Origin of the sequence: Klebsiella planticola, assembly GCF_000783935.2 — a bacterium.
GTDB classification, from domain to species: domain Bacteria; phylum Pseudomonadota; class Gammaproteobacteria; order Enterobacterales; family Enterobacteriaceae; genus Klebsiella; species Klebsiella planticola.
Map to the genome: position 1 here is coordinate 1,071,807 of NZ_CP026047.1, position 23,815 is coordinate 1,095,621.

General features: G+C 57.1%; 22 protein-coding genes. 15 read left to right on the forward strand and 7 right to left on the reverse strand.

Features of this window, described 5'->3' with window-relative positions; genetic code table 11:
* Positions 1-17 precede the first annotated feature (17 nt).
* Genes lsrD through lsrA form a run of 3 tightly spaced genes read right to left on the reverse strand, consistent with a single transcriptional unit; the run spans position 18 to position 3,514 of the window.
* Complete coding sequence (lsrD, locus tag MC50_RS05115) at positions 18-995, reverse strand: autoinducer 2 ABC transporter permease LsrD (RefSeq protein ID WP_032697474.1); 978 nt, start codon at positions 993-995, stop codon at positions 18-20.
* Entirely contained in the window at positions 996-2,030 is a 1,035-nt protein-coding gene (gene lsrC / locus MC50_RS05120) for an autoinducer 2 ABC transporter permease LsrC (protein ID WP_004867893.1), read from the reverse strand. It abuts the gene before it with no gap.
* Positions 2,027-3,514: an autoinducer 2 ABC transporter ATP-binding protein LsrA gene (gene lsrA, locus MC50_RS05125; RefSeq protein ID WP_032690640.1), complete on the reverse strand. Its 1,488-nt coding sequence runs from the start codon at positions 3,512-3,514 to the stop codon at positions 2,027-2,029. The genes lsrC and lsrA overlap by 4 nt, the downstream gene beginning before the upstream one ends.
* A gap of 217 nt (positions 3,515-3,731) precedes the next feature.
* On the opposite strand from lsrA, the gene lsrR reads away from it, so the two are divergent.
* From lsrR to MC50_RS05140, 3 genes are all read left to right on the forward strand, one after another.
* The gene (lsrR, locus tag MC50_RS05130) at positions 3,732-4,703 is read left to right on the forward strand and encodes a transcriptional regulator LsrR (protein ID WP_032690639.1); all 972 of its coding nucleotides are present in this window, start codon (positions 3,732-3,734) and stop codon (positions 4,701-4,703) included.
* A gap of 37 nt (positions 4,704-4,740) precedes the next feature.
* On the forward strand, positions 4,741-6,333 hold the full coding sequence (lsrK, locus tag MC50_RS05135) for an autoinducer-2 kinase (RefSeq protein ID WP_032697471.1): 1,593 nt from the start codon (positions 4,741-4,743) through the stop codon (positions 6,331-6,333).
* Positions 6,334-6,523: 190 nt separating this feature from the next.
* The gene (locus tag MC50_RS05140; RefSeq protein ID WP_047663518.1) at positions 6,524-8,545 is read left to right on the forward strand and encodes an NADPH-dependent 2,4-dienoyl-CoA reductase; all 2,022 of its coding nucleotides are present in this window, start codon (positions 6,524-6,526) and stop codon (positions 8,543-8,545) included.
* 101 nt (positions 8,546-8,646) lie between these two features.
* Here MC50_RS05140 and rlmG read toward each other — a convergent pair whose 3' ends face one another.
* Positions 8,647-9,783 carry a 23S rRNA (guanine(1835)-N(2))-methyltransferase RlmG gene (gene rlmG, locus MC50_RS05145; protein WP_032698750.1) on the reverse strand — a complete coding sequence of 379 codons (1,137 nt, stop codon included), beginning with the start codon at positions 9,781-9,783 and terminating at the stop codon, positions 8,647-8,649.
* Positions 9,784-9,919: 136 nt separating this feature from the next.
* On the opposite strand from rlmG, the gene MC50_RS05150 reads away from it, so the two are divergent.
* From MC50_RS05150 to sstT, 4 genes are all read left to right on the forward strand, one after another.
* Positions 9,920-10,420, forward strand: coding sequence for a M48 metallopeptidase family protein (locus MC50_RS05150; RefSeq protein ID WP_047663519.1), 501 nt, complete (start codon positions 9,920-9,922; stop codon positions 10,418-10,420).
* 73 nt (positions 10,421-10,493) lie between these two features.
* Positions 10,494-11,483 (forward strand): Gfo/Idh/MocA family protein, encoded by a 990-nt coding sequence (locus MC50_RS05155; protein WP_032690633.1) that lies wholly within the window; start codon positions 10,494-10,496, stop codon positions 11,481-11,483.
* A gap of 280 nt (positions 11,484-11,763) precedes the next feature.
* Entirely contained in the window at positions 11,764-12,732 is a 969-nt protein-coding gene (locus MC50_RS05160; RefSeq protein WP_032690632.1) for a TerC family protein, read from the forward strand.
* A gap of 253 nt (positions 12,733-12,985) precedes the next feature.
* Complete coding sequence (sstT, locus tag MC50_RS05165) at positions 12,986-14,233, forward strand: serine/threonine transporter SstT (protein ID WP_032697468.1); 1,248 nt, start codon at positions 12,986-12,988, stop codon at positions 14,231-14,233.
* Positions 14,234-14,254: 21 nt separating this feature from the next.
* Here sstT and MC50_RS05170 read toward each other — a convergent pair whose 3' ends face one another.
* The 3 genes from MC50_RS05170 to uxaC all read right to left on the reverse strand — a co-directional run bounded on the left by MC50_RS05170 (position 14,255) and on the right by uxaC (position 17,875).
* Positions 14,255-14,806 (reverse strand): YgjV family protein, encoded by a 552-nt coding sequence (locus MC50_RS05170; protein ID WP_047663520.1) that lies wholly within the window; start codon positions 14,804-14,806, stop codon positions 14,255-14,257.
* A gap of 150 nt (positions 14,807-14,956) precedes the next feature.
* Positions 14,957-16,444 (reverse strand): UxaA family hydrolase, encoded by a 1,488-nt coding sequence (locus MC50_RS05175; protein ID WP_047663521.1) that lies wholly within the window; start codon positions 16,442-16,444, stop codon positions 14,957-14,959.
* 18 nt (positions 16,445-16,462) lie between these two features.
* On the reverse strand, positions 16,463-17,875 hold the full coding sequence (uxaC, locus tag MC50_RS05180) for a glucuronate isomerase (RefSeq protein WP_046853427.1): 1,413 nt from the start codon (positions 17,873-17,875) through the stop codon (positions 16,463-16,465).
* 482 nt (positions 17,876-18,357) lie between these two features.
* Between uxaC and MC50_RS05185 the strand changes: the two genes are divergently transcribed.
* The 8 genes from MC50_RS05185 (at position 18,358) to MC50_RS05220 (ending at position 23,510) form a co-directional block, all read left to right on the forward strand.
* Positions 18,358-19,659, forward strand: coding sequence for an MFS transporter (locus tag MC50_RS05185; RefSeq protein WP_032690627.1), 1,302 nt, complete (start codon positions 18,358-18,360; stop codon positions 19,657-19,659).
* Positions 19,660-19,788: 129 nt separating this feature from the next.
* The gene (gene exuR, locus MC50_RS05190; protein ID WP_032690626.1) at positions 19,789-20,565 is read left to right on the forward strand and encodes a transcriptional regulator ExuR; all 777 of its coding nucleotides are present in this window, start codon (positions 19,789-19,791) and stop codon (positions 20,563-20,565) included.
* Between the two features lie 336 nt (positions 20,566-20,901).
* Complete coding sequence (gene yqjA, locus MC50_RS05195) at positions 20,902-21,564, forward strand: DedA family general envelope maintenance protein YqjA (protein WP_032690625.1); 663 nt, start codon at positions 20,902-20,904, stop codon at positions 21,562-21,564.
* A 2-nt stretch (positions 21,565-21,566) separates the two neighbouring features.
* Positions 21,567-21,950, forward strand: a complete 384-nt coding sequence (gene mzrA, locus MC50_RS05200; RefSeq protein WP_032690624.1) for an EnvZ/OmpR regulon moderator MzrA — start codon at positions 21,567-21,569, stop codon at positions 21,948-21,950.
* Between the two features lie 150 nt (positions 21,951-22,100).
* Complete coding sequence (locus MC50_RS05205) at positions 22,101-22,469, forward strand: DUF1090 domain-containing protein (protein WP_032690623.1); 369 nt, start codon at positions 22,101-22,103, stop codon at positions 22,467-22,469.
* 41 nt (positions 22,470-22,510) lie between these two features.
* Positions 22,511-22,816 (forward strand): DUF883 family protein, encoded by a 306-nt coding sequence (locus tag MC50_RS05210; protein WP_004867946.1) that lies wholly within the window; start codon positions 22,511-22,513, stop codon positions 22,814-22,816.
* A gap of 2 nt (positions 22,817-22,818) precedes the next feature.
* Positions 22,819-23,217 carry a phage holin family protein gene (locus MC50_RS05215; protein WP_004867949.1) on the forward strand — a complete coding sequence of 133 codons (399 nt, stop codon included), beginning with the start codon at positions 22,819-22,821 and terminating at the stop codon, positions 23,215-23,217.
* Positions 23,214-23,510: a YqjK-like family protein gene (locus tag MC50_RS05220; RefSeq protein ID WP_032690622.1), complete on the forward strand. Its 297-nt coding sequence runs from the start codon at positions 23,214-23,216 to the stop codon at positions 23,508-23,510. Before MC50_RS05215 ends, MC50_RS05220 begins: the two co-directional genes overlap by 4 nt.
* Positions 23,511-23,815 lie beyond the last annotated feature (305 nt).

A 23,815-nucleotide genomic window follows, 5' to 3' on the forward strand; every position in this document is an offset into this window, starting at 1 on the left:
GGCAAAATGAATGATGTCTATACGCGAGAAAGACGCCGCCAGGCCGTGCGTAGCCATTCGCGGTGCAGGCTCAGCGAACGCCCCATCACCACCACCACCAACAGTGCCCCTGACAACGCGCTCGACACCTGGTTGGGGATGCCGACCATCTGTAAACCCTGTTGCAGATACCCCACCAGCAGCGCCGCCAGCGCCGTACCGAGTATCGAACCCGACCCGCCATAGATATTCGCTCCACCGAGCACGGCAGCGGTCAGCGCCGGCATCAGCAGGTCGCGGCCTAAATCCGAACGCGCCGAACCGAAATAGGAGACCAGAATCAAGGCGGCAATTGCCGAGGCCACGCCCACCAGGCCATACAGTACGTAGGGCATACCGTTGACCGACAGTGCGGCATAGCGTGCTGCTCTGGGGTTTTGTCCAAGTAAAAAGAGGTGGCGGCCAAAACGCCCGCGATGGGTCAGCAGCCAGAAGAAAAAGGTGATGATGGCAAACATCACCAGCGGCAGCGGTAGGCCCAATAGCGTCAGGTTGGCAAAAGCCGTAAAGCTATCGGGAAAGCCGCCAATCCCTTCATAGCCCGTCGCCCCGGCCATTCCCGAAAGCAGCAGCGCCCCGCCGCCGTAGAGATACAGCGTGCCGAGAGTAATCACCAGCGGGCTGATGCCGGTGTAGTGAATCAACGCGGCATTCACCAGGCCGCACAGTAGCCCAATGGCAAGGGTGAGCGGGATCGCCAGCGCCAGCGGCCAACCCGCCTGCATCATCACCCCCAGCGCGATGGCGCACAGGCCAATGGTGGAACCGAGGGAAATATCAATACCGCCGCTGATGATCACCAGAGTCAGCGGCAGTGCGACGATGCCAATACAGATAAAGTCGCTGGTGCTAAACAGCAGCATGTTGATATCCAGCATCCGCGGATTGATCGCCCCAAACAGCAGAATCTCCAGCACCAGTAATGCCAGCAGCGCGCTTTCCCAGTTGAGTTTCATCTACGCCACCTCTTTGTTTTTACGTTTTTCGAACGGGGTGACGTGCTTTCCCCCTTTATTGCCGGGCTGAAAACGGCTGTACTTCAGCGCCCGCTGATGCCGCGCCAGCGCCTGACGCAGCCGCCCGTCGAGTACCAGTACGCCCAGCAGAACGAGGCCGGCAATAAAGTCGTTCCACCATGCCGGCAGCCGCAGCAGCACCAGTACGGTGTCGATTTGAGTGAGGAAAAAGGCGCCGAGAAAAGCGCCGACGAGGGTTCCTGTCCCGCCGAGCAGCGAGATCCCGCCCAGTACGCAGGCGGCGATGGCTTTCATCTCCAGCCCGCTACCGGTCTGGTTGGGGACAAAGCCAATCTGCGCGGCAAAGACGATCCCGGCGCAGGCTGCCAGCATGCCGTTGAGCGTAAAGGCCAGCATCCGCGTGCGGTTGACCGCGACGCCCAGCTGACGCGCGGCGGCCAGGTTATCGCCCACGGCGTAAAAATCGCGACCAAAGGCGGTGCGAGCCAGCAGCCAGGTCCCGCTCAGCAGTAGCGCCAGCACCAGCCAGCCCAGCGGCGATACGCCGATAAAGAACGGTTCAGAAAGCGACTTCAGGCTATCGGGCAGCCCCTCTATCCACTTGCCTCCGGTCCACAGCAGCATCATTCCGCGATACAACCCCAGGGTGCCGAGCGTCGCAACAATCGCCGGAATGCGTAGGCCAACCACCAGCAGGCCGTTAAAGGCCCCCGCCAGTGCGCCAATCGCCAGCGCAAAGACAATCGCCGCCGTCAGACCATAGCCGCCGTTGAGCGCGGCGCCGACCGCAATCGCGCTCAGGCCGACGGTCGAGCCGACGGAGACGTCAATATTGCGGGTCAGCATGACCAGCGTCGCCCCCAGCGCCAGCAGACAGAGGATTTGCGAACTGGCAAAAATCATCGCCAGAATTTGCAGGTTGAACCAGGCGGGGTTGAGCGCAATCAGCAGCGCAAACAGCGCCAGAATCGCCAGCAACGCGCTCAGCTCGCGGTTTCTGAGTAACGTTTTCATGACTGCCCTCCAAAGGCCAGGGTCATCATGCGATCGACGGTGACCGCCTGCCGGAGCAGTTCCCCGCTCTGCCGGCCCTGGTGCATAACCACCACCCGGTCGGCCAGCCCGACAAACTCATCCAGATCGCTTGATATCATCAGCACCGCCACGTTTTGCGCGGCGACGCTTTTCAGCAGTTGATAGATGTCGGCGCGGGCGGAAACATCCACGCCGCGCGTCGGTTCATCGACAATCAGCAGCAGCGGATTGGCTTCCAGACAGCGAGCCAGCAGCACCTTTTGCTGATTGCCGCCGGAGAGCGTGCGCACGGTCTGATCGCTGTGATTGAGTTTGATGCCCAGCGCCCGATGGTAGCGCTCCACTACCGCCGCTTCGCGCTGGCGCTGCTGCCACCACGACGGCTGGTTAAACATCACCGTGTTCCAGCGCACCGGAGCATCGAGAAACAGCCCGGAGACCTGCCGATCTTCCGGCAGATACACCAGCCCGCTGGCGAGCCGCGCGCGCGTGCTGTCGCGACTGATATCGCGGTTTTCCAGCCATATCCGGCCAGCTCGCGGCGGGCGCAGACCATAGAGCGTCTCGGCAAATTCGGTGCGCCCGGATCCCACCAGCCCGGCGAGACCAACGATCTCTCCGGCATGGATCTCCAGACTGAGATCGATAAAACCTTCTCCGGTCAGATCGTCCACCCGTAGCACCGGGAAATCCTGCGGCTGGGTACGGCGATTCCCCGGCAGCGCCAACCATAGCTTCTGGGTATCGCTGAGATCGTGTCCACGAAGAGCGGGGGTCATGGCATTGATTAGCTGCGCGTCGCTGTAGCTCGCCGTGTCGCCGCTCAGCACCACCGCCCCGTCGCGCATGACCGAGATATGGCTGGCGATCTGACGGATCTCCGGCAGCTTATGCGAGATAAACACGATACCGACGCCGAGATCCTGCAGAGCGCGGATCTGACGAAACAGCCGATCCGTCTCCCCGGGGGTTAACGAGGCGGTGGGTTCATCGAGGATCAGGATCTGCGCATCGCGCATCAGACCGCGCAGGATCTCCACCATCTGCTGATCCGCCACTTCCAGCGTCCCGGCCACCGCCTCCAGATTGAGCTGACAGTTCAGTTGCCGCAGCGTCTCCTGTAAACGCGCGTCGTTATCGGCGCGTTTCGGCAGGCGAAAGAGAATATTTTCCCGTACCGTCAGGTTAGGAAACAGCAGCGGTTCCTGGGGAACAAGGTAAACGCCCAGTTGATGAGCCAGAGCCGGGTTGAGACGCGCAAAAGCGCGGCCGCCAAGAGTGAGTTCACCGTCGTCGGGCGTTTCCACCCCGGCGATAATCTTCATCAGCGTCGATTTTCCCGCGCCATTACCGCCCATCAGCGCATGCACCTGGCCGGAAAAGAGCGTGAAATCAATGCCCTTCAACACGGCGATGCCGGAGAACTGTTTGCGAATCTGACGGGCTTCAAGCAGTGGCTTCATCATCGCGCCTCGTATGAACAAATGATTTTTTAATTTAATAATGTTCAAAAGCGTAGACGGTGAACTATATTTACAACCGTGCAAAGATCACAGTTTCATGCTTTAGATCGTTGGAAAAAACCTGCAAACAATGAAAGATCGGTTTTGCCGGACGGCTCACACTTTCCGACCGCGCAATAGCGAACATATGATCTAAATTTTTATAAGAGTTCACTTTATGAGCGAAAAACGCATTACGGAAGAGAACCGCTACGCAGGCCTGGCGTTAGCCGAAGAGGAGCTGGTGGCGCGGGTCGCCTGGTGTTACTACCACGATGGATTGACGCAGAACGATATTGGCGAGCGCCTGGGGCTGCCGCGGTTAAAGATCTCCCGCCTGCTGGAGAAAGGTCGCCAGTCCGGGGTGATCCGCGTGCAGATCAACTCCCGCTATGAAGGGTGTCTGGCGCTGGAAACCGAGCTGCAACAGCGTTTTGACCTGAAGATTGCCCGCGTGCTGCCGGCGCTCAATACGCCACCGATGAATACGCGGCTGGGGATCGGCGCGGCGCAATCGCTGATGGGGGTGCTGGAACCAGGACAGCTGCTGGCGGTGGGGTTTGGCGAAGCCACCATGAGCTGTCTGCAGCACCTGAGCGGGTTTATCAGTTCGCAGCAGGTGCGGCTGGTGACGCTTTCCGGCGGCGTGGGCCCCTATATGACCGGTATCGGCCAACTGGACGCCGCCTGTCGCGTCAGCATCATTCCGGCGCCGCTGCGGGTCTCTTCGGCCGATGTGGCTGAAATTCTGCGTCGGGAGTCGAGCGTCCGGGATGTGATTCTGGCGGCCACCGCGGCGGATGCGGCGGTCGTGGGGATCGGCGCCATCGACCAGCGCCGCGACGCAACCATCCTGCGCTCCGGTTACATCAGCGAAGGCGAACAGTTGATGTATGCGCGTAAAGGCGCGGTGGGCGACATTTTAGGTTATTTCCTGCAGGCCGACGGCAGGCGGGTTGAGGATCTGGAGATTCACCGGGAATTACTCGGCGTCACCCTCGACGAGCTGGCGCAGCTGCCGACCATTGTCGGCGTTGCCGGTGGAACGGAAAAAGCGCAGGCGATTTATGCCGCCCTGACGGGCAAACGCATCAATGGCCTGGTAACGGAAGAGACAACAGCACGCGCGGTGCTCACGCTGGCCTCCTGATGGCCCTGCGCCGCGCAACAACCGCGAGGCGCATGTCATGAGTTACCTGTTAGCGTTAGATGCCGGGACCGGCAGTATTCGGGCGGTGATTTTCGATCTCAGCGGCCACCAGGTCGCGGTCGGTCAGGCGGAATGGAAGCACCTGAGCGTGGAAAATGTTCCCGGCTCGATGGAGTTTGACCTCACCACCAACTGGCTGCTGGCCTGCCAGTGTATCCGCCAGGCGCTGGCAAACGCGCACCTTCAGGCGGCCGATATTCAGTCCGTCGCCTGCTGTTCCATGCGCGAAGGGATTGTGCTTTACGACCGCAACGGCGAGGCTATCTGGGCCTGCGCCAACGTCGATGCCCGCGCCAGCCGCGAAGTCGCGGAGCTTAAAGAGATCCATGATTATCATTTTGAATCGGAAGTCTATGATGTCTCAGGCCAGACGCTGGCACTCAGCGCCATGCCGCGGCTGCTGTGGCTGGCCCACCATCGCCCGGATATTTACCGTCAGGCTGCCACCATCACCATGATTAGCGACTGGCTGGCGGCAAAACTCTCCGGTGAACTGGCCGTCGACCCCTCCAATGCCGGTACCACCGGGATGCTCGACCTGTTCAGCCGCGACTGGCGCCCGGCGCTGCTCGATATGGCCGGGCTGCGTGCGGATCTGCTCTCGCCGGTTAAAGAGACCGGCACTCCGCTCGGTGCGGTGACCGAGACGGCAGCACGGCAGTGCGGGCTACGTGCCGGCACGCCGGTGATCATGGGCGGTGGCGATGTCCAGCTCGGCTGCCTGGGTCTGGGGGTGGTACGCGCCGGCCAAAGCGCGGTGCTGGGGGGCACCTTCTGGCAACAGGTGGTGAATCTGCCGGAGGTCCGTACCGATCCGCAGATGAATATTCGTATCAACCCGCACGTCATTCCCGGCATGGCGCAGGCCGAATCGATCAGCTTCTTCACCGGCCTGACCATGCGCTGGTTCCGCGATGCTTTTTGCGCCGAAGAGAAGCTGGTTGCCGAACGCCTGGGAGTGGATGCCTATGCTCTGCTCGAAGAGATGGCCAGCCGCGTACCGCCAGGTTCCCACGGCGTGATGCCGATCTTCTCCGATGCCATGCATTTCAAGCAGTGGTATCACGCCGCGCCGTCGTTTATTAACCTCTCCATCGACCCGGAGAAATGCAATAAAGCCACTCTGTTCCGCGCGCTGGAGGAGAACGCGGCGATTGTCTCTGCCTGTAACCTGGCGCAAATCTCCCGCTTTTCCGGCGTGACGTTCGACAGCCTGGTGTTTGCCGGAGGCGGATCGAAAGGGGCATTATGGAGCCAGATCCTCAGCGATGTCACCGGCCTGCCGGTGCGGGTCCCGGCGGTGCGCGAAGCCACGGCGCTGGGCTGCGCGATCGCCGCCGGAACCGGCGCCGGCTTGTACAGCGATATGGCCGGCACAGGTGAGAAGCTGGTGAGCTGGCATCGGGTGTTTACCCCCAATCCGGCACATCGCGAACTGTACCAGGGGATGATGGAGAAATGGCAATCGGTCTATGCCGACCAGCTGGGGCTGGTCGACAGCGGTCTGACCACCTCGATGTGGCAGGCGCCAGGCCTTGAGCGGCGCCCACCTGTCGTTCCGGCGCCCTGACCTCCAGCGAGCGTCTGCCGCTGGCACAAAAACCCCTCTTCCCTTCGAGGAGGGGAACTCCCCGTCACCGTTATTTGAATCCCATCACAATCACCGCACGCCCTTTTTCACTTTTCGCTGACGACGGCTAAATTAGTAACTCATCCGACCACATAACAATAGTGTTACATATAAGAGACTGGAAGCCATTATGAGCCACTACCCGTCGTTATTCGCCCCGCTCGACCTGGGGTTCACCCAGCTGAAAAACCGCGTGCTGATGGGTTCCATGCACACCGGGTTGGAAGAACATGCCGACGGCGCGCAACGGCTGGCGGCTTTTTACGCCGAACGCGCGCGTCACGGCGTGGCGCTGATTGTCACCGGCGGGATTGCGCCGACGGCGTCCGGCGTCACAATGGCGGGCGGCGCGGTGCTCGACGATGCCCGCCATCTGGCGCAGCATCGGTACATTACCGATGCGGTCCACCGGGAAGGCGGCAAAATCGCCCTGCAAATTTTGCATACCGGCCGCTACAGCTATCAGCCGCGGCCGGTGGCCCCGTCAGCACTGCAGGCGCCGATTAACCGCTTTGCTCCGCACGCGCTCAGCCATGATGAGATCCTGCAGCTGATCGATGATTTTGCCCGCTGCGCGCAGCTGGCCCGGGAGGCCGGCTACGACGGTGTCGAAGTGATGGGCTCTGAAGGTTATTTGATTAACGAATTCCTCGCCGCGCGTACCAACCAGCGTGATGACCCGTGGGGCGGCGATTACGCCCGCCGCATGCGCTTTGCCGTAGAAGTGGTGCGTGCGGTACGCGAACGGGCTGGCCATGACTTTATTATTATCTACCGCCTGTCGATGCTCGACCTGGTCAACGACGGCAGTACGCTGCCGGAAGTAATTAAGCTGGCACAGGCCATCGAGGCGGCAGGCGCAACCATCATCAACACCGGTATCGGCTGGCACGAAGCGCGTATTCCAACCATTGCGACGCCGGTACCGCGCGGCGCCTTCAGTTGGGTCACCCGGAAGCTGAAAGGCGCGGTGTCGATCCCCCTGGTCACCACTAACCGCATCAACGATCCTGATGTCGCGGATGCGATCCTCGCCCGCGGCGACGCCGATATGGTGTCAATGGCGCGCCCGTTTCTGGCCGACGGCGAGTTCCTTTCCAAAGCCCAAAGCGGGCGCGCCGATGAGATCAATACCTGTATCGGCTGTAACCAGGCCTGCCTGGATCAGATCTTCGCCGGTAAAGTGACCTCTTGTCTGGTCAATCCGCGAGCCTGCCACGAAACCCTGATGCCGGTTATGCCTGCTGCCGCGCCAAAGCGCCTGGCCGTTGTGGGAGCCGGCCCCGCCGGCCTGGCCTTTGCCGTCAATGCCGCCGCGCGCGGCCACTCTGTCACCCTGTTTGATGCGCAGCAGGAGATTGGCGGGCAGTTTAATATCGCCAAACAGATCCCCGGCAAAGAGGAGTTTTACGAAACGCTGCGCTACTACCGGCGCATGCTGGATCTGCATGGCGTCAATCTGCAGCTGGGCCAGCTGGTCACGGCGGATCGTTTGCTGGAATTTGACGAAACGATCCTCGCCACCGGGATCGCCCCGCGCATGCCGGCGATCGCCGGAATTACCCATCCGAAGGTGATGAGCTACCTCGACGTACTGCGCGACAAGGCGCCGGTGGGTCAGCGCGTCGCGATTATCGGCTGCGGCGGGATCGGCTTTGATACCGCGATGTACCTGAGCCAGCCTGGCGTTGCCACCAGCCAGAACATCGACGCGTTCTGCAGGGAATGGGGTATTGATACGACACTGCAGAGCGCGGGCGGACTGCGTCCGGAAGGACCGCAGCTGGAGAAAAGCCCGCGGCGCATCGTGATGCTCCAGCGCAAGGCCAGCAAACCCGGCGATGGGTTAGGAAAAACCACCGGCTGGATCCACCGGGCTACCCTGCTGGCCCGCGGCGTCAAAATGATCCCGGGAGTCAGCTATCAGAAGATCGACGATGAGGGATTACATGTCACGATCGGCGGCGAGAGCCAGATATTGCATGTTGATCAGGTGATTATCTGCGCCGGTCAGGAGCCGAAGCGCGAGCTGGCGGATCCGCTACGCGCGGCAGGGAAAGTCGTGCATCAGATTGGCGGGTGCGATGTCGCGATGGAGCTGGATGCTCGCCGCGCCATCGCTCAGGGTACGAAACTGGCGCTGGAGATTTAACGGGGGCGCTGCGCTTGCCCGGGCTACGTGTTCGGGCTACATGATATGAGTAGCCCGGCTAAGGCGATGGCCGCCAGCCGGGGTGTCCTGGCAGTCTGCGATTAGCGCAGCTTACGTACCTTCACCGCTTTCAACACCACAAATTTATTGTTGGTGGCGACGGTGGCGCAGTTACCGAAAATTTTCTTCAGCTTGTGGAAATAATCCAGATGGCGGTTGGCCACAATGTACAGCTCACCGTTGATCTTCAGGCAGCGGCGCGCGTGGTGAAACATCTCCCAGGCGATATTATCGGTTAACGCGTGTTTCTGGTGGAACGGCGGGTTGCACAACACGGCGTTGAAGCGGAAAGGCTCAACGCCGGACAGCGCGTTGTTAATCATAAACTCGCAGCGATCCAACGCCTCGGGCATGTTGGTTTCCACGTTCAGACGACTGGAGGCGACGGCCATCGGCGACTCATCGACGAACACCACGTTAGCCTGCGGGTTCTTCTCCAGCAGCGTCAGGCCAATCACCCCGTTGCCACAGCCCAGATCGACAATCTCGCCTTCAAGATCCGACGGCAAGTGTTCGATAAAGAAACGCGCGCCAATATCCAGCCCGGTGCGGGAGAATACATTCGCGTGGTTGTGAATGGTCCAGTCGGTCCCTTCCAGCTTCCAGCTCAGCGTCTGCGGCGCATCGGCAAGCGTCGGTTCGCTGAACGTACAGTTGATCAGGCGGGCTTTCTTCCAGGCCAGGGTGGTGGTGGTCGGCCCCAGCACTTTCTCGAACAATTCCAGTGTGGAAGTATGGATATCACGTGCCTTTGCGCCGGCAATAATACGGGTTTGCGGCGTCACGACCTGGCGTAGCGCGCGCAGCTGCTGCTCGAGCAACGCCAGCGTTTTCGGAACTTTAATCAGGACAACGCCTGGCGCCGACGGATACTCTGCGGTGCTGTCGAGAAACTTGACGCTGGATTCCGCGATATCGTTATGGCGTAAATTCTCACGCGTCGCGAGCTCGGTGAGGTAAGAGTCACCGATGCTAAACGGCGTATGCTCCGCCAGCGCGCAGCTCAGTGCGCCAAAGGTATCGTTGAAAATCAGGACCGGGCCGTTAATCTCCGTGTCATCCAACTGCTGCAGCAGATATTCATCCGCCGCTTCCCACGCCAGCAGCGGGTTAACGTCATCCGTTTCCGGAAAACGTTTTAGTGTCAGTGAACGGAAACCGTTGTCTAAGTGGCTCATCGGCCCTCCTGAGTGGTAAAATTTCGGCGTTATCCCTGAAAGGGTGCGTGAGTATACCCTTTTTATACACAAAATCATTCAAGATGCGCCGATGCAGCCTGAAGGAGGATGTGAAGATCTTTTATCTGGAGCTGTCATGAGTCAACTCACTTACCTGCAGGGCTATCCGGAGAATTTGCTTTCCCAGGTGCGCACATTGATTGCCGAGCAGCGCCTGGGGGCGGTTTTGCAAAAGCGCTATCCGGAAGGCCACGACGTCAATAACGATAAGGCGCTGTATCAGTACACGCAGGATCTGAAAACCCGCTATTTACGCGGCGCGGCGCCGGTCAACAAGGTGATGTACGACAATAAGATCCACGTCTTGAATAATGCGCTCGGCCTGCATACCGCGATTTCGCGGGTCCAGGGCGGTAAGCTGAAAGCAAAAGCCGAAATCAGGGTGGCCACGGTGTTCCGCGAAGCGCCTGAGGCGTTTTTACGCATGATTGTGGTGCATGAGCTGGCGCACCTTAAGGAGAAGGAGCATAACAAAGCCTTCTATCAACTCTGTTGCTATATGGAGCCGCAGTACCACCAGCTGGAGTTCGATACCCGTCTGTGGCTAACGCATCTTTCGTTAAATCGTTCTGCGTAGTCGCGCACTGGTTTTGTCATGATGGCATGTTAGAGTGACCACAGGTCCCCTTTAACGGAGTTCGTCAACGTTTATGATACGTTTCGCTGTTGTTGGCACAAACTGGATAACAAAACAGTTTGTCGATGCCGCCCATGAAACTGGCAAGTATAAACTCACCGCAATTTACTCTCGCAGCCTTGAACAAGCGCAGGCCTTTGCGAGCGATTATCCCGTCGACCAGCTGTTTACGTCGCTGGACGATCTGGCGCAAAGCGATGCCATCGATGCGGTTTACATTGCCAGCCCGAACTCCCTGCACTTCCCGCAAACGCAGCTGTTCCTGAGCCATAAAAAGCACGTGATTTGCGAAAAACCGCTGGCCTCAAACCTGCGGGAAGTCGAAGACGCTATTCGTATCGCTCGCGAAAATCAGGTGGTGCTGTTCGAAGCCTTCAAAACCGCCAGCCTGCCAAATTTTCTGCTGCTGCAGCAGTCGCTCGGCAAGGTAGGCAAACTGCATAAAGCGTTTATCAACTACTGCCAGTACTCCTCCCGCTATCAGCGCTATCTCGACGGTGAGAACCCGAACACCTTTAACCCGGCCTTCTCGAACGGCTCGATTATGGATATCGGCTTCTATTGTCTGGCCTCGGCGGTGGCGCTGTGGGGCGAACCGCGCGCGGTTCACGCCAGCGCCAGCCTGCTGGACAGCGGCGTTGATGCCCAGGGTACCGTGATCCTGAACTACGCCGATTTTGACGTCACCCTGCACCACTCCAAAGTGAGCGACTCTACGCTGCCAAGCGAAATTCAGGGTGAAGCCGGCGCGCTGGTTATCGAAAAAATCTCCGAGTGCCAGAAGCTCTCTTTCATCCCACGCGGTGGGAAGGCTCAGGATCTGACGCAACCGCAGCATATCAATACTATGCTGTATGAGGCGGAGGAGTTTGCGCATCTGGTGGAGAACAACCAGGTTGTTCACCCGGGGCTGGAAGTCAGCCGTATTACGGCCAGACTGCTGAGCGAAATTCGTCGTCAGACCGGCGTCGTATTCCCGGCCGATGGCCCGCAGGTGGCGTAAAAGAGTGTAAAGAGGCCGTCAGCAACCATTGACGCCCTTTATGACTTGTCATATTTTGTTACCTGCAAAGGGGAGTAACTTCCTTGCCGGTGGATCGTCATTACGATGCGTGCAAAACCGCATCCGGTCGCCGGGCAATAATAAAAGGTCCTTCCGTCATCGCGCGGTTCTTTTATTGTTGTAAGTGAGACCTTGCCGGAAGGCGAGGTCTATGCATAAACACGCAGCGGCTGCCGTCTTCCGACGTCAGCCGTTTTGTTTTTATGTAAGGAATTAAGTAATGAATACTGTCGGCACACCGTTGTTATGGGGCGGATTCGCCGTGGTCGTGGTGATCATGCTAGCCATCGATCTGCTTCTTCAGGGACGGCGTGGTGCGCATGGCATGACTATGAAACAGGCCGCGGGTTGGTCAATTCTCTGGGTAACGCTCTCCCTTCTCTTTAACGCCGTTTTCTGGTGGTACCTGGCACAAACCGAAGGCCGTGCCGTTGCCGATCCGCAGGCGCTGGCTTTCCTCACCGGCTATCTGATTGAAAAAGCGCTGGCCGTGGACAATGTCTTTGTCTGGCTGATGCTATTCAGCTACTTCTCCGTCCCGCCTGCGCTGCAGCGCCGGGTACTGGTTTACGGCGTACTGGGTGCGATCGTGCTGCGTACGGTGATGATCTTTACCGGAAGCTGGCTGATCTCCCAGTTCGAGTGGCTGCTCTATCTCTTCGGTGCTTTCCTGCTGTTTACCGGCGTGAAGATGGCGCTGGCGAAAGAGGATGACTCCGGCATCGGCGACAAACCGCTGGTACGCTGGATCCGCAGCCACCTGCGGATGACCGATAAGATTGAAGGCGAGCGCTTCTTTACACGGCAAAACGGCGTTCTGTTCGCCACGCCGCTGCTGTTGGTGCTGATCCTGGTCGAACTGAGCGACGTGATTTTTGCGGTCGATAGTATCCCGGCAATCTTCGCCGTAACCACCGATCCGTTTATCGTGCTGACGTCGAACCTGTTCGCGATTCTCGGCCTGCGCGCCATGTACTTCCTGCTGGCCGGCGTCGCGGAGCGCTTCTCCATGCTGAAATATGGTCTGTCGATCATTCTGGTCTTTATCGGTATCAAGATGCTGATCGTCGACTTCTACCATATCCCGATTGGCGCCTCGCTCGGCGTGGTTGGCGGTATTCTGGCGCTGACGCTGCTGATTAACGCCTGGGTCAATAAGCAACACGACAAGAAGAAATTACAGCACTAAGCCTTAAATAACCGGGTGGAAGCCACTTTCACCCGGTCAGCAACGCCCGCCGCGTATTATTTCTCACCATGTCACAAAAACGTTAAGACATAGTTAAAAAATAAGATCTCAGCTAAATAAGCAGCATTTTACCCTTCCTACATGGCGCACTTTCCGTATACTCGACCAGGCAAACATTTATTTACATCCGGACATAAACGTAACAAATAATACGTACATGGGACGGGTAGCAACATCACAACAAGGAATCATTATGACGACACAAACTCCCCCATCGGGCCTGCTACAGCGCCTGGCTCAGGGCAGCCTGGTCAAACAAATTTTAATCGGTCTGGTGCTTGGCGTGCTGCTGGCGCTGGTTTCGAAACCGGCGGCGATCGCCGTTGGCCTGCTCGGTACGCTGTTCGTCGGCGCGCTGAAAGCCGTAGCGCCGGTGCTGGTGCTGATGCTGGTGATGGCCTCCATCGCTAACCACCAGCAGGGGCAAAAAACCAGCATCCGTCCGATTCTGTTCCTGTATCTGCTGGGGACGTTCAGCGCCGCATTAACCGCCGTGGTGTTCAGCTTTGTCTTCCCTTCCACGCTGCACCTGAGCTCCGCGGCCGGCGATATTACGCCGCCATCGGGGATTGTCGAAGTGCTGCGCGGGCTGCTGATGAGCATGGTTTCAAACCCTGTTGACGCCCTGCTCAATGCCAACTATATCGGGATTCTGGTGTGGGCCGTGGGTCTGGGCTTTGCGCTGCGTCACGGTAATGAGACGACAAAAAACCTGATCAACGATGTCTCTCATGCGGTGACCTTTATCGTGAAACTGGTCATTCGGTTTGCGCCGCTGGGTATTTTCGGCCTGGTCTCCTCCACCCTGGCGACCACCGGTTTTGAAACCCTGTGGGGCTACGCGCAGCTGCTGATGGTGCTGGTGGGCTGTATGCTGCTGGTAGCGCTGGTGATTAACCCGCTGCTGGTGTTCTGGAAAATCCGCCGCAACCCCTATCCGCTGGTGCTGACCTGCCTGCGCGAAAGCGGCGTGTATGCCTTCTTTACCCGCAGCTCCGCCGCCAATATTCCGGTAAATATGGCGCTGAGTGAAAAGCTGAATCTCGATCGCGATACCTATTCGGTGTCGATCCCGCTGGGCGCCACCATCAACATGGCCGGGGCCGCCATCACCATTACGGTGCTGACGCTGGCTGCCGTAAATACCCTGGGCATTCCGGTGGATCTGCCTACCGCGCTGCTGTTGAGCGTCGTGGCGTCGCTGTGCGCCTGCGGTGCTTCCGGCGTGGCGGGCGGCTCCCTGCTGCTGATCCCGCTGGCCTGCAATATGTTCGGTATCCCCAATGATATCGCCATGCAAGTGGTTGCCGTCGGCTTTATCATCGGCGTGCTGCAGGACTCCTGTGAGACGGCGTTGAACTCCTCCACCGACGTGCTATTTACCGCCGCCGCCTGTATGGCGGAAGACGAGCAGCTGGCGAAAAACGCGCTGCGCGATTAATCCCGACCTTCCCCTCCGCTATTATGCGGAGGGGTTCTCTTTCAGCTCCGCCTCTTCTCTTTTAAACGGATCGATACCGCGTTTTTGCATGCGCCAGAAACGAATAATATTCAGGCCATTGACGATCAGGAAGCTGCCTTCAATCAGCGTGCCACCAATCGACCCCAGCCAAAAGTTATGCGTGACCCAGCACGCCGTAGAACACCACATCACGCAGCGGATGGTCAGCCCTTTACAGCGAAACAGGGCCCAGGTGCTGGCGACGGTCCCTGCCACCGGCAACAATTCCATCGCATGCTGGAGTTTTCCGAGGCCGAGAATCAGCGTCAGGGCAATAAATATCACCATGATCCACAGATTGCGGGTACGCAGCGAAATCAGCGTGCGCACGGCGTTAATCCCGGCGCTCATGCCCGCAGGCAGCGCTCCCATCAGAATAAAATGCAGGCCGATAATGCCGCTGTACAGCGCCAGCTGCTGTTTAAAGCGCCGCTCATCGCGATTGATAAAGGTGGTGATTCCAATCAGAAAGGCGATGACACCTACGCCCTGGGCAAGCCAATACGCAGTCATGAAAGATCCTTGTCAAAACAGTTAAAAACAAACGGCGCCCTCTCCCCGAGTGCGCCGTTTTTTATCCACGCGACAAAAGCTCCATCATTCTCGCACACCGATCAGGCGGTCGATCCGCCCGGGGTTGTGATGAGCCAGGATGAGGAATCATTACAACGTGACGCCGCTTTTGAAGATCGCCAGTTCACGGAAATCATTGCGCTCATTGCAGGTCGGTTTGCCATTGATGATATCAACGAGGGTATCGACAAACTCTTCCAGCAGCTGAGGCATCGCTTTACCGTGAATCAGTTGACCGGCGTCAAAATCGATCCAGTGTTTCTTTTTCGCCGCCAGTTCGCTGTTGGTGGAGATTTTGACCGTCGGCACAAAACCGCCGTACGGCGTGCCGCGACCGGTGCTGAACAACACCATATGACAGCCCGCACCGGCCAGCGCGCTGGTTGCCACCGCATCGTTGCCCGGTGCGCTCAGCAGATTGAGACCATGCACTTTTAAACGTTCGCCATAGCGCAGGACGTCCACTACCTCGCTGGAGCCCGCTTTCTGCGTGCAGCCCAGCGATTTATCTTCCAGCGTCGTGATCCCGCCCGCTTTGTTGCCCGGCGACGGATTCTCGTAAATCGGCTGGTTATGCGCAATGAAGTACTGTTTAAAGTCATTCACCATGGTCACCAGCTTGTCGAAGGTCTTTTCATCGCGGCAGTGGCTCATCAGCAGCTGCTCAGCGCCGAACATTTCCGGCACTTCCGTCAGCACGGTGGTGCCACCGTTGGCGATCAGGTAATCCGAGAAACGACCCAGCATCGGGTTGGCGGTAATCCCCGAAAGGCCGTCCGATCCGCCGCACTCGAGGCCAAACTTCAGCTCGCTCAGTTTGCCTGGCTCACGTTTGTCGTGACGCATCACCTCATAAAGCTGATGCAGATGCTCAAGTCCCGCTTCCACCTCATCGTCCTGCTTCTGGCAGATCATAAAGTGTACGCGCTGAGGATCGAACTCACCGAGGGTTTCACGGAACGCGTCGACCTGGTTGTTCTCACAGCCCAGGCCAATCACCAGCACCGCCCCGGCGTTCGGGTGACGCACCATGTTTTGCAACATGGTGCGGGTATTGATGTGATCATCACCCAGCTGCGAACAGCCATAAGTGTGACTGAAGAGAAAGACGCCATCGGTGCCTTCCGCTTCGTTGGTCTCTTTCAAAAACCGGTTCTGAATCTGACGGGCGATACCATTGACACAGCCGACGGTCGGCAGGATCCACAGTTCATTACGCACCCCGACCTCCCCGTTCGCACGACGATAAAGCTGCACGTCGCGGTCGGCCGGCTGCGCCGATGGCTCGGCAAGTTCCAGTTGATAGCGATACTCGTCAAGGTCGCTCAGGTTGGTACGCGTATTATGGGCATGAATATGTTCCCCTGGCGCAATATCCGCCAGCGCGTGGCCAATGGGCAGACCATACTTGATGACGTTTTCTCCCTTCGCAATCGCGCGTAGTGCGAACTTATGACCACGAACAACGTCCTGGCTTAAGGTGACCGCATCATCATCAATGGTGACCTGGGTACCCGCCGCCATATCTGCTAACGCGACAGCAACGTTATCCTGCGAATGGATTTTAATGTATTGCATAGCAACCGACCTCTGGTCTTAATTCAGTTCAATCGCGAAGTAATCACGCGCATTGTTAAAGCAGATATTTTTCACCATCTCGCCCAGCAGCTGAATATCCGCCGGCGCTTCACCCGCGGCAACCCAGCGACCGATCATCTGGCACAGGATGCGACGGAAATACTCATGGCGGGTGTAGGACAAGAAGCTGCGGCTGTCGGTCAGCATGCCGACGAAACGGCTGAGCAAACCAAGCTGAGCCAACTGGGTCATCTGACGCTCCATGCCGTCTTTCTGATCGTTAAACCACCAGCCGGAACCGAACTGCATCTTGCCCGGCATCCCTTCGCCCTGGAAGTTACCGATCATTGTGCCCAGCACTTCGTTATCGCGCGGATTCAGGCAGTAAAGAATGGTTTTCGGCAGCAGGTTTTCTTCATTCTGCTTGCTCAGCAGACGGGACAGCTCTTCGGCCATCGGGCGATCGTTGATGGAATCAAAGCCAACATCCGGCCCTAACAGCTTGAACTGACGCTGGTTATTGTTACGCAGCGCGCCAATGTGATACTGCTGGACCCAACCACGACGGGCATACTCTGCGCCGAGGAACACCAGTACCGCGGTTTTGAACTGCGCCACTTCGTGTTCGCTCAGGGTCGAGCCGGCCAGACGACGCGCCAGGATAGTATCAAGTTCTGCTTCGCTGGATTCGGCAAACAGCACGACATCCAGCGCATGGTCGGAGACTTTACAGCCGTGCGCGGCGAAGTGATCCAGGCGCTTGACCAGCGCAGCCTGCAGATCGGCAAAGCGACGGATGTCGGTATCCGAGACTTCGCCGAGCTTCGCCATATAGTCGTTAAACGTCGCCTGCTCAATGTTAAACGCTTTATCCGGACGCCAGCTTGGCAGCACTTTGGTCGTGAAAGTCGCGTCTTTCGCCACCGCCGCATGGTGTTCCAGCGAATCAATCGGATCGTCGGTGGTGCCGACCATTTTCACCTTCATCTGCGTCATGATACCGCGAGCGGAGAAGCGATCCTGGGCCAGCAGATCGTTACACTGATTCCAGATTTCATCCGCGGTGGACGGAGACAGCAGCTTACCCGTAATCCCAAACGGGCGGCGCAGCTCCAGATGCGTCCAGTGATAGAGCGGATTGCCGATCGTATGCGGTACGGTAGCCGCCCATGCGTCAAACTTCTCGCGGTCCGAGGCATCGCCGGTACACAGGCGTTCAGCCACGCCATTGGTGCGCATCGCGCGCCATTTGTAATGGTCACCTTTCAGCCAGATGTCATACAGGTTTTTAAAGCGATAATTTTCGGCAATCTGCTGCGGCGGAAGGTGGCAGTGATAGTCGAAAATCGGCTGGTCTTTGGCGTAGTCGTGGTACAAACGGCGGGCAAACTCGGTATCAAGCAGAAAATCTTCGGTCATAAACGCTGTCATTTTCATTTCCTCTTCGCCCCATCGAGGAGCCTTTCAGATGATTGACTATCATGCTGACAAAGTTATCACACCAATTTCTACAGGCCGAAATCTTTTTCGTGAGTTAGATCAATAAACGCTGACAAAAAAAGTACCCTTTCTGGAGTAAACCCTCGTGCAAGCCGCGCCAGCACTGGCTTTGCTCGCGAGAAATAATACCCCCATAAACTTTCCCACTTTTGTGACAGTACTCAACTTTTAAAGTTGTATGACAAGTTATCTTTCTGCCGTCGCAACATATAAACCGTTGGAATGTATTCGCGATGATTCATTACATCGCATTGACCGGTACGGATACCGAATTAAGCAACACACATTGATGGCAAGGTTCGGGCCATATGGGTTTTCCCTCCTGAGCCCTCCGTTTCTCCTTCTCAATCCCTGTGCAGGGTTTGAAGATGGCCGCACTCGCTGCGGAGATATAACAAACGATGAGGTTTTACATGCGTAAAATTAAAGGGTTACGTTGGTACATGATCGCACTGGTGACAATGGGCACCGTGCTGGGTTACCTGACGCGTAACACTGTGGCTGCGGCTGCGCCGACTCTGATGGAAGAGTTACACATCTCCACCCAACAGTATTCCTATATCATCGCAGCCTATTCAGCTGCTTATACCGTCATGCAGCCAGTGGCAGGCTATGTCCTTGACGTGCTGGGGACGAAGATCGGTTATGCCTTCTTCGCGATCGCCTGGGCCGTTTTCTGTGGTTCAACGGCGCTGGCGGGCAGCTGGGGTGGATTAGCGCTGGCTCGTGGCGCGGTCGGCGCGGCGGAAGCGGCGATGATCCCGGCAGGCCTGAAGGCCAGCTCCGAATGGTTCCCGGCAAAAGAACGTTCTATTGCCGTGGGTTACTTCAACGTGGGCTCTTCAATCGGCGCGATGATCGCCCCGCCGCTGGTCGTCTGGGCAATTGTGATGCACAGCTGGCAGATGGCGTTCATTATCTCCGGTGTCTTGAGCTTTATCTGGGCAATGGCGTGGCTGGTCTTCTATAAACACCCTCGTGACCAGAAAAAATTAACCACCGAAGAACGCGACTACATCATCGGCGGCCAGGAATCGCATCACCAGACCAACAACAGCAAGAAAATGTCTCCGTGGCAGATTCTGCGCAACCGTCAGTTCTGGGGCATCGCGCTGCCGCGTTTTCTTGCCGAGCCAGCATGGGGGACCTTCAATGCCTGGATCCCGCTGTTCATGTTTAAAGTCTATGGCTTTAACCTGAAAGAAATCGCGATGTTTGCGTGGATGCCGATGCTGTTTGCTGACCTGGGTTGCATCATCGGGGGCTATCTGCCGCCGCTGTTCCAGCGCTGGTTCGGGGTTAACCTGATTGTTTCGCGTAAAATGGTCGTGACCATGGGCGCACTGCTGATGATTGGCCCGGGGATGATCGGCCTGTTTACCAGCCCGTTTGTGGCTATCGCCCTGCTGTGCGTCGGCGGCTTTGCTCACCAGGCACTGTCCGGTGCGCTGATTACGCTCTCTTCCGACGTATTTGGCCGTAACGAAGTGGCTACGGCAAACGGCCTGACCGGTATGGCAGCCTGGATGGCGAGTACCATGTTCGCCCTGGTGGTCGGCGCTCTGGCGGATACCATCGGTTTCAGCCCGCTGTTCGCCGTGCTGGCGGTCTTCGATCTGCTGGGCGCCCTTGTCATCTGGACCGTACTGAAGAACAAGTCTGCCGATGACGACACCCCGCCGCTCAAAACGACTAAGCCGGTGACGCAAAGCTAGTCCTGATACGGTTAGATCTGTTTACAAAGCCGCCTTATCGAAGGCGGCTTTTTCATGTCTGACGGTGGTGAGATGCGCGTAAAAGTGGTATAACAAATCCAATATTGTCGCCATCTTCCGGGAGCGAATATGGAAATCACAGAACCGCGTCGTTTGTATCAGCAGCTTGCTGCCGAGCTGAAGGCGCGTATTGAACAAGGTGTTTACCTTGTGGGCGATAAGCTGCCTGCAGAGCGGTTTATCGCCGATGAAAAGAGCGTCAGCCGCACCGTGGTTCGCGAAGCCATTATTATGCTGGAAGTGGAAGGCTATGTGGAGGTGCGTAAGGGCTCTGGCATCCACGTCATCTCCAACCATCCGAAGCATCAGCAGGTGGTTGATGAAACGCTGGAGTTCGCCAGCTACGGTCCCTTTGAACTGCTGCAGGCGCGTCAGCTGATTGAAAGCAATATTGCCGAGTTCGCCGCCACCCAGGTGACCAAGCAGGACATCATGAAGCTGATGGAGATCCAGGAGAAGGCGCGTAAAGAGAAATGCTTCCGCGATTCGGAATGGGATCTCCAGTTTCACGTCCAGGTAGCCCTGGCGACGCAAAATACGGCATTAGCCGCTATTGTTGAAAAAATGTGGACCCAGCGCGTGCATAACCCGTACTGGAAAAAGCTCCATGACCATATCGACCTGCGTACCGTGGATAACTGGTGTGACGATCATGACCAAATTCTGAAGGCACTGATTCGCAAAGATCCGCACGCGGCAAAACTGGCCATGTGGCAGCATCTGGAGAACACTAAGCTGATGTTATTCAACGAGACCAGCGACGATTTTGAATTCAATGCCGACCGCTATCTGTTTGCAGAAAATCCGGTCGTTCATCTCGATACCGCCGCCAACGGCGCAAAATAAGCGGTTATCTTCCTTTCAGGCAGGCTATCAGCGCCTGCCCGCAAACCCGCCTGGGTAAGCAAACATATATAGTGTCAGCCTGTGTAAAGAGACTCGCCACCCGCCACTGCAATCAGCAAAATCAACGAGCAACTGACTGCAATTTTTCTGACGTAAACTCAGTGCTTTTGTTACAATTAGATGCATTTTGACGTTCTGAAGTGGGCTTGCATTGATTTCACTTTTAACAGGGAACCGTTCAGAACGCACCAACAGCGACCATAATCTCATAAGAATCTATGTCGCAATACACACTGCGTTCAGACATACCGTTAACCGATGTACCAGGAATCGTGAATGGAACTATTAACCCAATTGTTGAATGCTTTATGGAGCCAGGATTACGAGACCCTCGCGAATCCCTCCATGATTGGCATGCTTTATTTTGTCTTATTTATGATTTTGTTCCTTGAAAACGGCCTGCTTCCCGCCGCCTTTTTACCCGGCGACAGCCTGCTGGTGCTGGTCGGCGTTCTGATAGCCAAAGGTGCAATGGGTTTTCCGGAAACCCTGCTTCTGCTGACGACGGCAGCCAGCCTGGGTTGTTGGCTCAGCTACATTCAGGGCCGCTGGCTCGGTAATACGCGGATTGTGCAAAACTGGCTTTCACATTTGCCCTCCCACTACCACCAGCGCGCACACCACCTGTTTCATAAGCACGGGCTCTCCGCCTTGTTGATGGGCCGCTTTATTGCCTTCGTTCGTACGCTGCTGCCAACCATTGCCGGACTTTCGGGTCTGAACAATGCCCGCTTCCAGTTCTTTAACTGGATGAGCGGCCTGCTGTGGGTTCTGATTCTGACCACCCTCGGTTACCTGCTGGGTAAGACCCCGGTATTCCTCAAATATGAGGATCAGCTGATGTCCTGCCTGATGCTGCTGCCGGTTGTGCTGCTGGTGTTTGGCTTAATCGGCTCGTTAGTTGTCCTGTGGAAGAAAAAATACAGAAGCCGGAGCTGATAATGGCCATAAAAAGCCTCTCCCGACGCCGGATTAGCTGGCTGCTGGGCGGTTCTGTTTTTTTGTGCGCGCTGTTCTGGCTATGGCTGGCGGTGCAGCAACAGGAATCAACCCTGACTATTCATCCTGTCTCTCAGGGCGTTGGCATGCCCGACGGTTTTTCCGTCTGGCATCATCTCGACGCAAACGGCATTCGTTTTAAAAGTATCACCCCGCAAAAAGACGGCCTGCTGATCAAATTTGATTCCAGCGCCCAGGGTATCGCCGCGAAAGAAGTGCTGGGCCGCGCCCTGCCGCATGGTTATATTATTGCTTTGCTGGAGGAAGAGAATACCCCGACAGCATGGCTCTCCCGTCTGCGCGATACCCCACACAGATTGGGATAAGTAGCCAAAATTCTGAATATTTTCACGCAGTTTGGTGGTTTCCCGTTTTCCTGACTATGCTTAAGACTGCGGGAGCCACCGGGCTGACGTTTATCGACTGGATCGGGCATATCTCCCGGGTATGCCCTCACACAATGGAAGGTAGCATCCATGAAATACCGCATCGCTTTGATTCTGGTTTTGACTTCGCTGAGCTCCAGCGCCTTTGCCATCTCCCCCTGTCAGGAAAAAGAGCAGGATATCCAGCGGGAGATTAGCTATGCCGAAAAACATCACAACCAGAACCGGATTGATGGTTTGAACAAAGCGCTTCGTGAAGTCAGAGCGAACTGCAGCGACGGTAAGCTCAAAGCCGAACATCAGCAAAAAATCGCGAAACAACGCGAGGAAATTACCGAACGTCAGCGCGATTTGAAGGAAGCTGAGCAGAAAGGCGATGCCGATAAAATCAGCAAGCGCCAACGCAAGCTTGATGAAGCGCAGCACGAGCTGAAAACGCTTGAGTCGCGTGATTACTGATAAGCCACACTTTACATGGACCCACTCTACAGGAGAGAAAGATGCCTAAAGACAACGTTGCAGACGATCTGCGTGCAGAACTGAAGACTCTGGCTGATACCCTGGAAGAAGTGCTTAACTCCTCCACGGATAAGTCAAAAGAAGAAATTGGCAAACTGCGTAGCAAAGCAGAGAGCGCACTGAAAGAGAGCCGCGTCCGGCTGGGTGAAACCAGCGATGCCATCGTCAGACAAACGCGTGAAACTGCCGCCCGCGCCGACGAGTACGTCCGCGAAAATCCGTGGACCGGTGTAGGTATTGGCGCAGCCGTCGGGCTGGTGCTGGGTGTCCTGCTGACGCGTCGTTAATTATGGCGGATTCTCAACACACGCAGGGGCCGGGCAAGAGCGTTTTCGGGATCGGCCAGCGGATCATTACGCTGCTGGTTGAAATGGTGGAAACGCGCCTGCGCCTGGTGGTCGTGGAGCTGGAGGAAGAGAAGGCGAACCTCTTCCAGCTATTTTTGATGCTGGGGCTGACGCTGCTGTTTGCCGCCTTTGGCCTGATGAGCCTGCTGGTTCTGATTATCTGGGCCATCGATCCCCAGTATCGGCTGTACGTGATGATTGCGACCACCGCTGTGCTGCTCCTCAGCTCGTTAATCGGCGGTATCTGGACGCTGCGTAAAGCCCGCCGTTCGACTTTCCTGCGCTTGACGCGCAAAGAGCTGGCTGAAGACCGCGCTCTGCTGGAGGACGAACGCCTATGAGCAGCAAACAGCAACGCGAGCAGCAGAAAACGCTGCTTTTGCGCCAGATCCAACAGCAGCGGCTGGATTTAATCGCCAGCCGTCGCGACTGGCTCGAAGCGACCGCCCCGTTCGACCGCGGCTGGCAGACCCTCCAGCACCTTCGCTCCTGGGCAATGGTCGGCAGCGGTATCATGGCAGTATGGTCCGTTCGCCACCCGCGCTTCTTACTGCGCTGGACTAAACGCGGCTTCGGTCTCTGGAGCGCATGGCGCATGGCAAAACGCCTGCTGCGCCAGACATCATCCTTCTAAACGCTCTGCCCACCACACGTCCATCATCCCTGTTTTCCTTGTTCCGGGGCGTCAACGCCTCGTGACTGGTGCTGCTCTTGGTCACCACTCCAGCCGGTGACGACGGTGTTCATCCCTGCTCGTCGCCCTCCTCACGTCGCGTTTACTGATCGCGATCACTCAGAATCTTTGATGAAGATCTACAGTTTTCCTTGCTAACAATTCCTTTCGCGCCTCGCTAATATTCTCTCCATCGACAGCAACCCCGCGTAACTACGCAGGATTGCACCAAAAAACAAAATCGCCGCCCTTTGGGTTTTCTGGAG

What these genes read in the sequence shown, in the direction of transcription:
- MC50_RS05175 (WP_047663521.1), bottom strand. Translation starts at nt 16,444, where the DNA reads ATGCAATACATTAAAATCCATTCGCAGGATAACGTTGCTGTCGCGTTA.
- MC50_RS05155 (WP_032690633.1), top strand. Translation starts at nt 10,494, where the DNA reads ATGATACGTTTCGCTGTTGTTGGCACAAACTGGATAACAAAACAGTTT.
- MC50_RS05210 (WP_004867946.1), top strand. Translation starts at nt 22,511, where the DNA reads ATGCCTAAAGACAACGTTGCAGACGATCTGCGTGCAGAACTGAAGACT.
- lsrK (WP_032697471.1), top strand. Translation starts at nt 4,741, where the DNA reads ATGAGTTACCTGTTAGCGTTAGATGCCGGGACCGGCAGTATTCGGGCG.
- rlmG (WP_032698750.1), bottom strand. Translation starts at nt 9,783, where the DNA reads ATGAGCCACTTAGACAACGGTTTCCGTTCACTGACACTAAAACGTTTT.
- MC50_RS05185 (WP_032690627.1), top strand. Translation starts at nt 18,358, where the DNA reads ATGCGTAAAATTAAAGGGTTACGTTGGTACATGATCGCACTGGTGACA.
- lsrC (WP_004867893.1), bottom strand. Translation starts at nt 2,030, where the DNA reads ATGAAAACGTTACTCAGAAACCGCGAGCTGAGCGCGTTGCTGGCGATT.
- lsrA (WP_032690640.1), bottom strand. Translation starts at nt 3,514, where the DNA reads ATGAAGCCACTGCTTGAAGCCCGTCAGATTCGCAAACAGTTCTCCGGC.
- MC50_RS05160 (WP_032690632.1), top strand. Translation starts at nt 11,764, where the DNA reads ATGAATACTGTCGGCACACCGTTGTTATGGGGCGGATTCGCCGTGGTC.
- lsrD (WP_032697474.1), bottom strand. Translation starts at nt 995, where the DNA reads ATGAAACTCAACTGGGAAAGCGCGCTGCTGGCATTACTGGTGCTGGAG.
- MC50_RS05140 (WP_047663518.1), top strand. Translation starts at nt 6,524, where the DNA reads ATGAGCCACTACCCGTCGTTATTCGCCCCGCTCGACCTGGGGTTCACC.
- MC50_RS05215 (WP_004867949.1), top strand. Translation starts at nt 22,819, where the DNA reads ATGGCGGATTCTCAACACACGCAGGGGCCGGGCAAGAGCGTTTTCGGG.
- MC50_RS05150 (WP_047663519.1), top strand. Translation starts at nt 9,920, where the DNA reads ATGAGTCAACTCACTTACCTGCAGGGCTATCCGGAGAATTTGCTTTCC.
- MC50_RS05220 (WP_032690622.1), top strand. Translation starts at nt 23,214, where the DNA reads ATGAGCAGCAAACAGCAACGCGAGCAGCAGAAAACGCTGCTTTTGCGC.
- exuR (WP_032690626.1), top strand. Translation starts at nt 19,789, where the DNA reads ATGGAAATCACAGAACCGCGTCGTTTGTATCAGCAGCTTGCTGCCGAG.
- lsrR (WP_032690639.1), top strand. Translation starts at nt 3,732, where the DNA reads ATGAGCGAAAAACGCATTACGGAAGAGAACCGCTACGCAGGCCTGGCG.
- sstT (WP_032697468.1), top strand. Translation starts at nt 12,986, where the DNA reads ATGACGACACAAACTCCCCCATCGGGCCTGCTACAGCGCCTGGCTCAG.
- mzrA (WP_032690624.1), top strand. Translation starts at nt 21,567, where the DNA reads ATGGCCATAAAAAGCCTCTCCCGACGCCGGATTAGCTGGCTGCTGGGC.
- uxaC (WP_046853427.1), bottom strand. Translation starts at nt 17,875, where the DNA reads ATGACAGCGTTTATGACCGAAGATTTTCTGCTTGATACCGAGTTTGCC.
- yqjA (WP_032690625.1), top strand. Translation starts at nt 20,902, where the DNA reads ATGGAACTATTAACCCAATTGTTGAATGCTTTATGGAGCCAGGATTAC.
- MC50_RS05170 (WP_047663520.1), bottom strand. Translation starts at nt 14,806, where the DNA reads ATGACTGCGTATTGGCTTGCCCAGGGCGTAGGTGTCATCGCCTTTCTG.
- MC50_RS05205 (WP_032690623.1), top strand. Translation starts at nt 22,101, where the DNA reads ATGAAATACCGCATCGCTTTGATTCTGGTTTTGACTTCGCTGAGCTCC.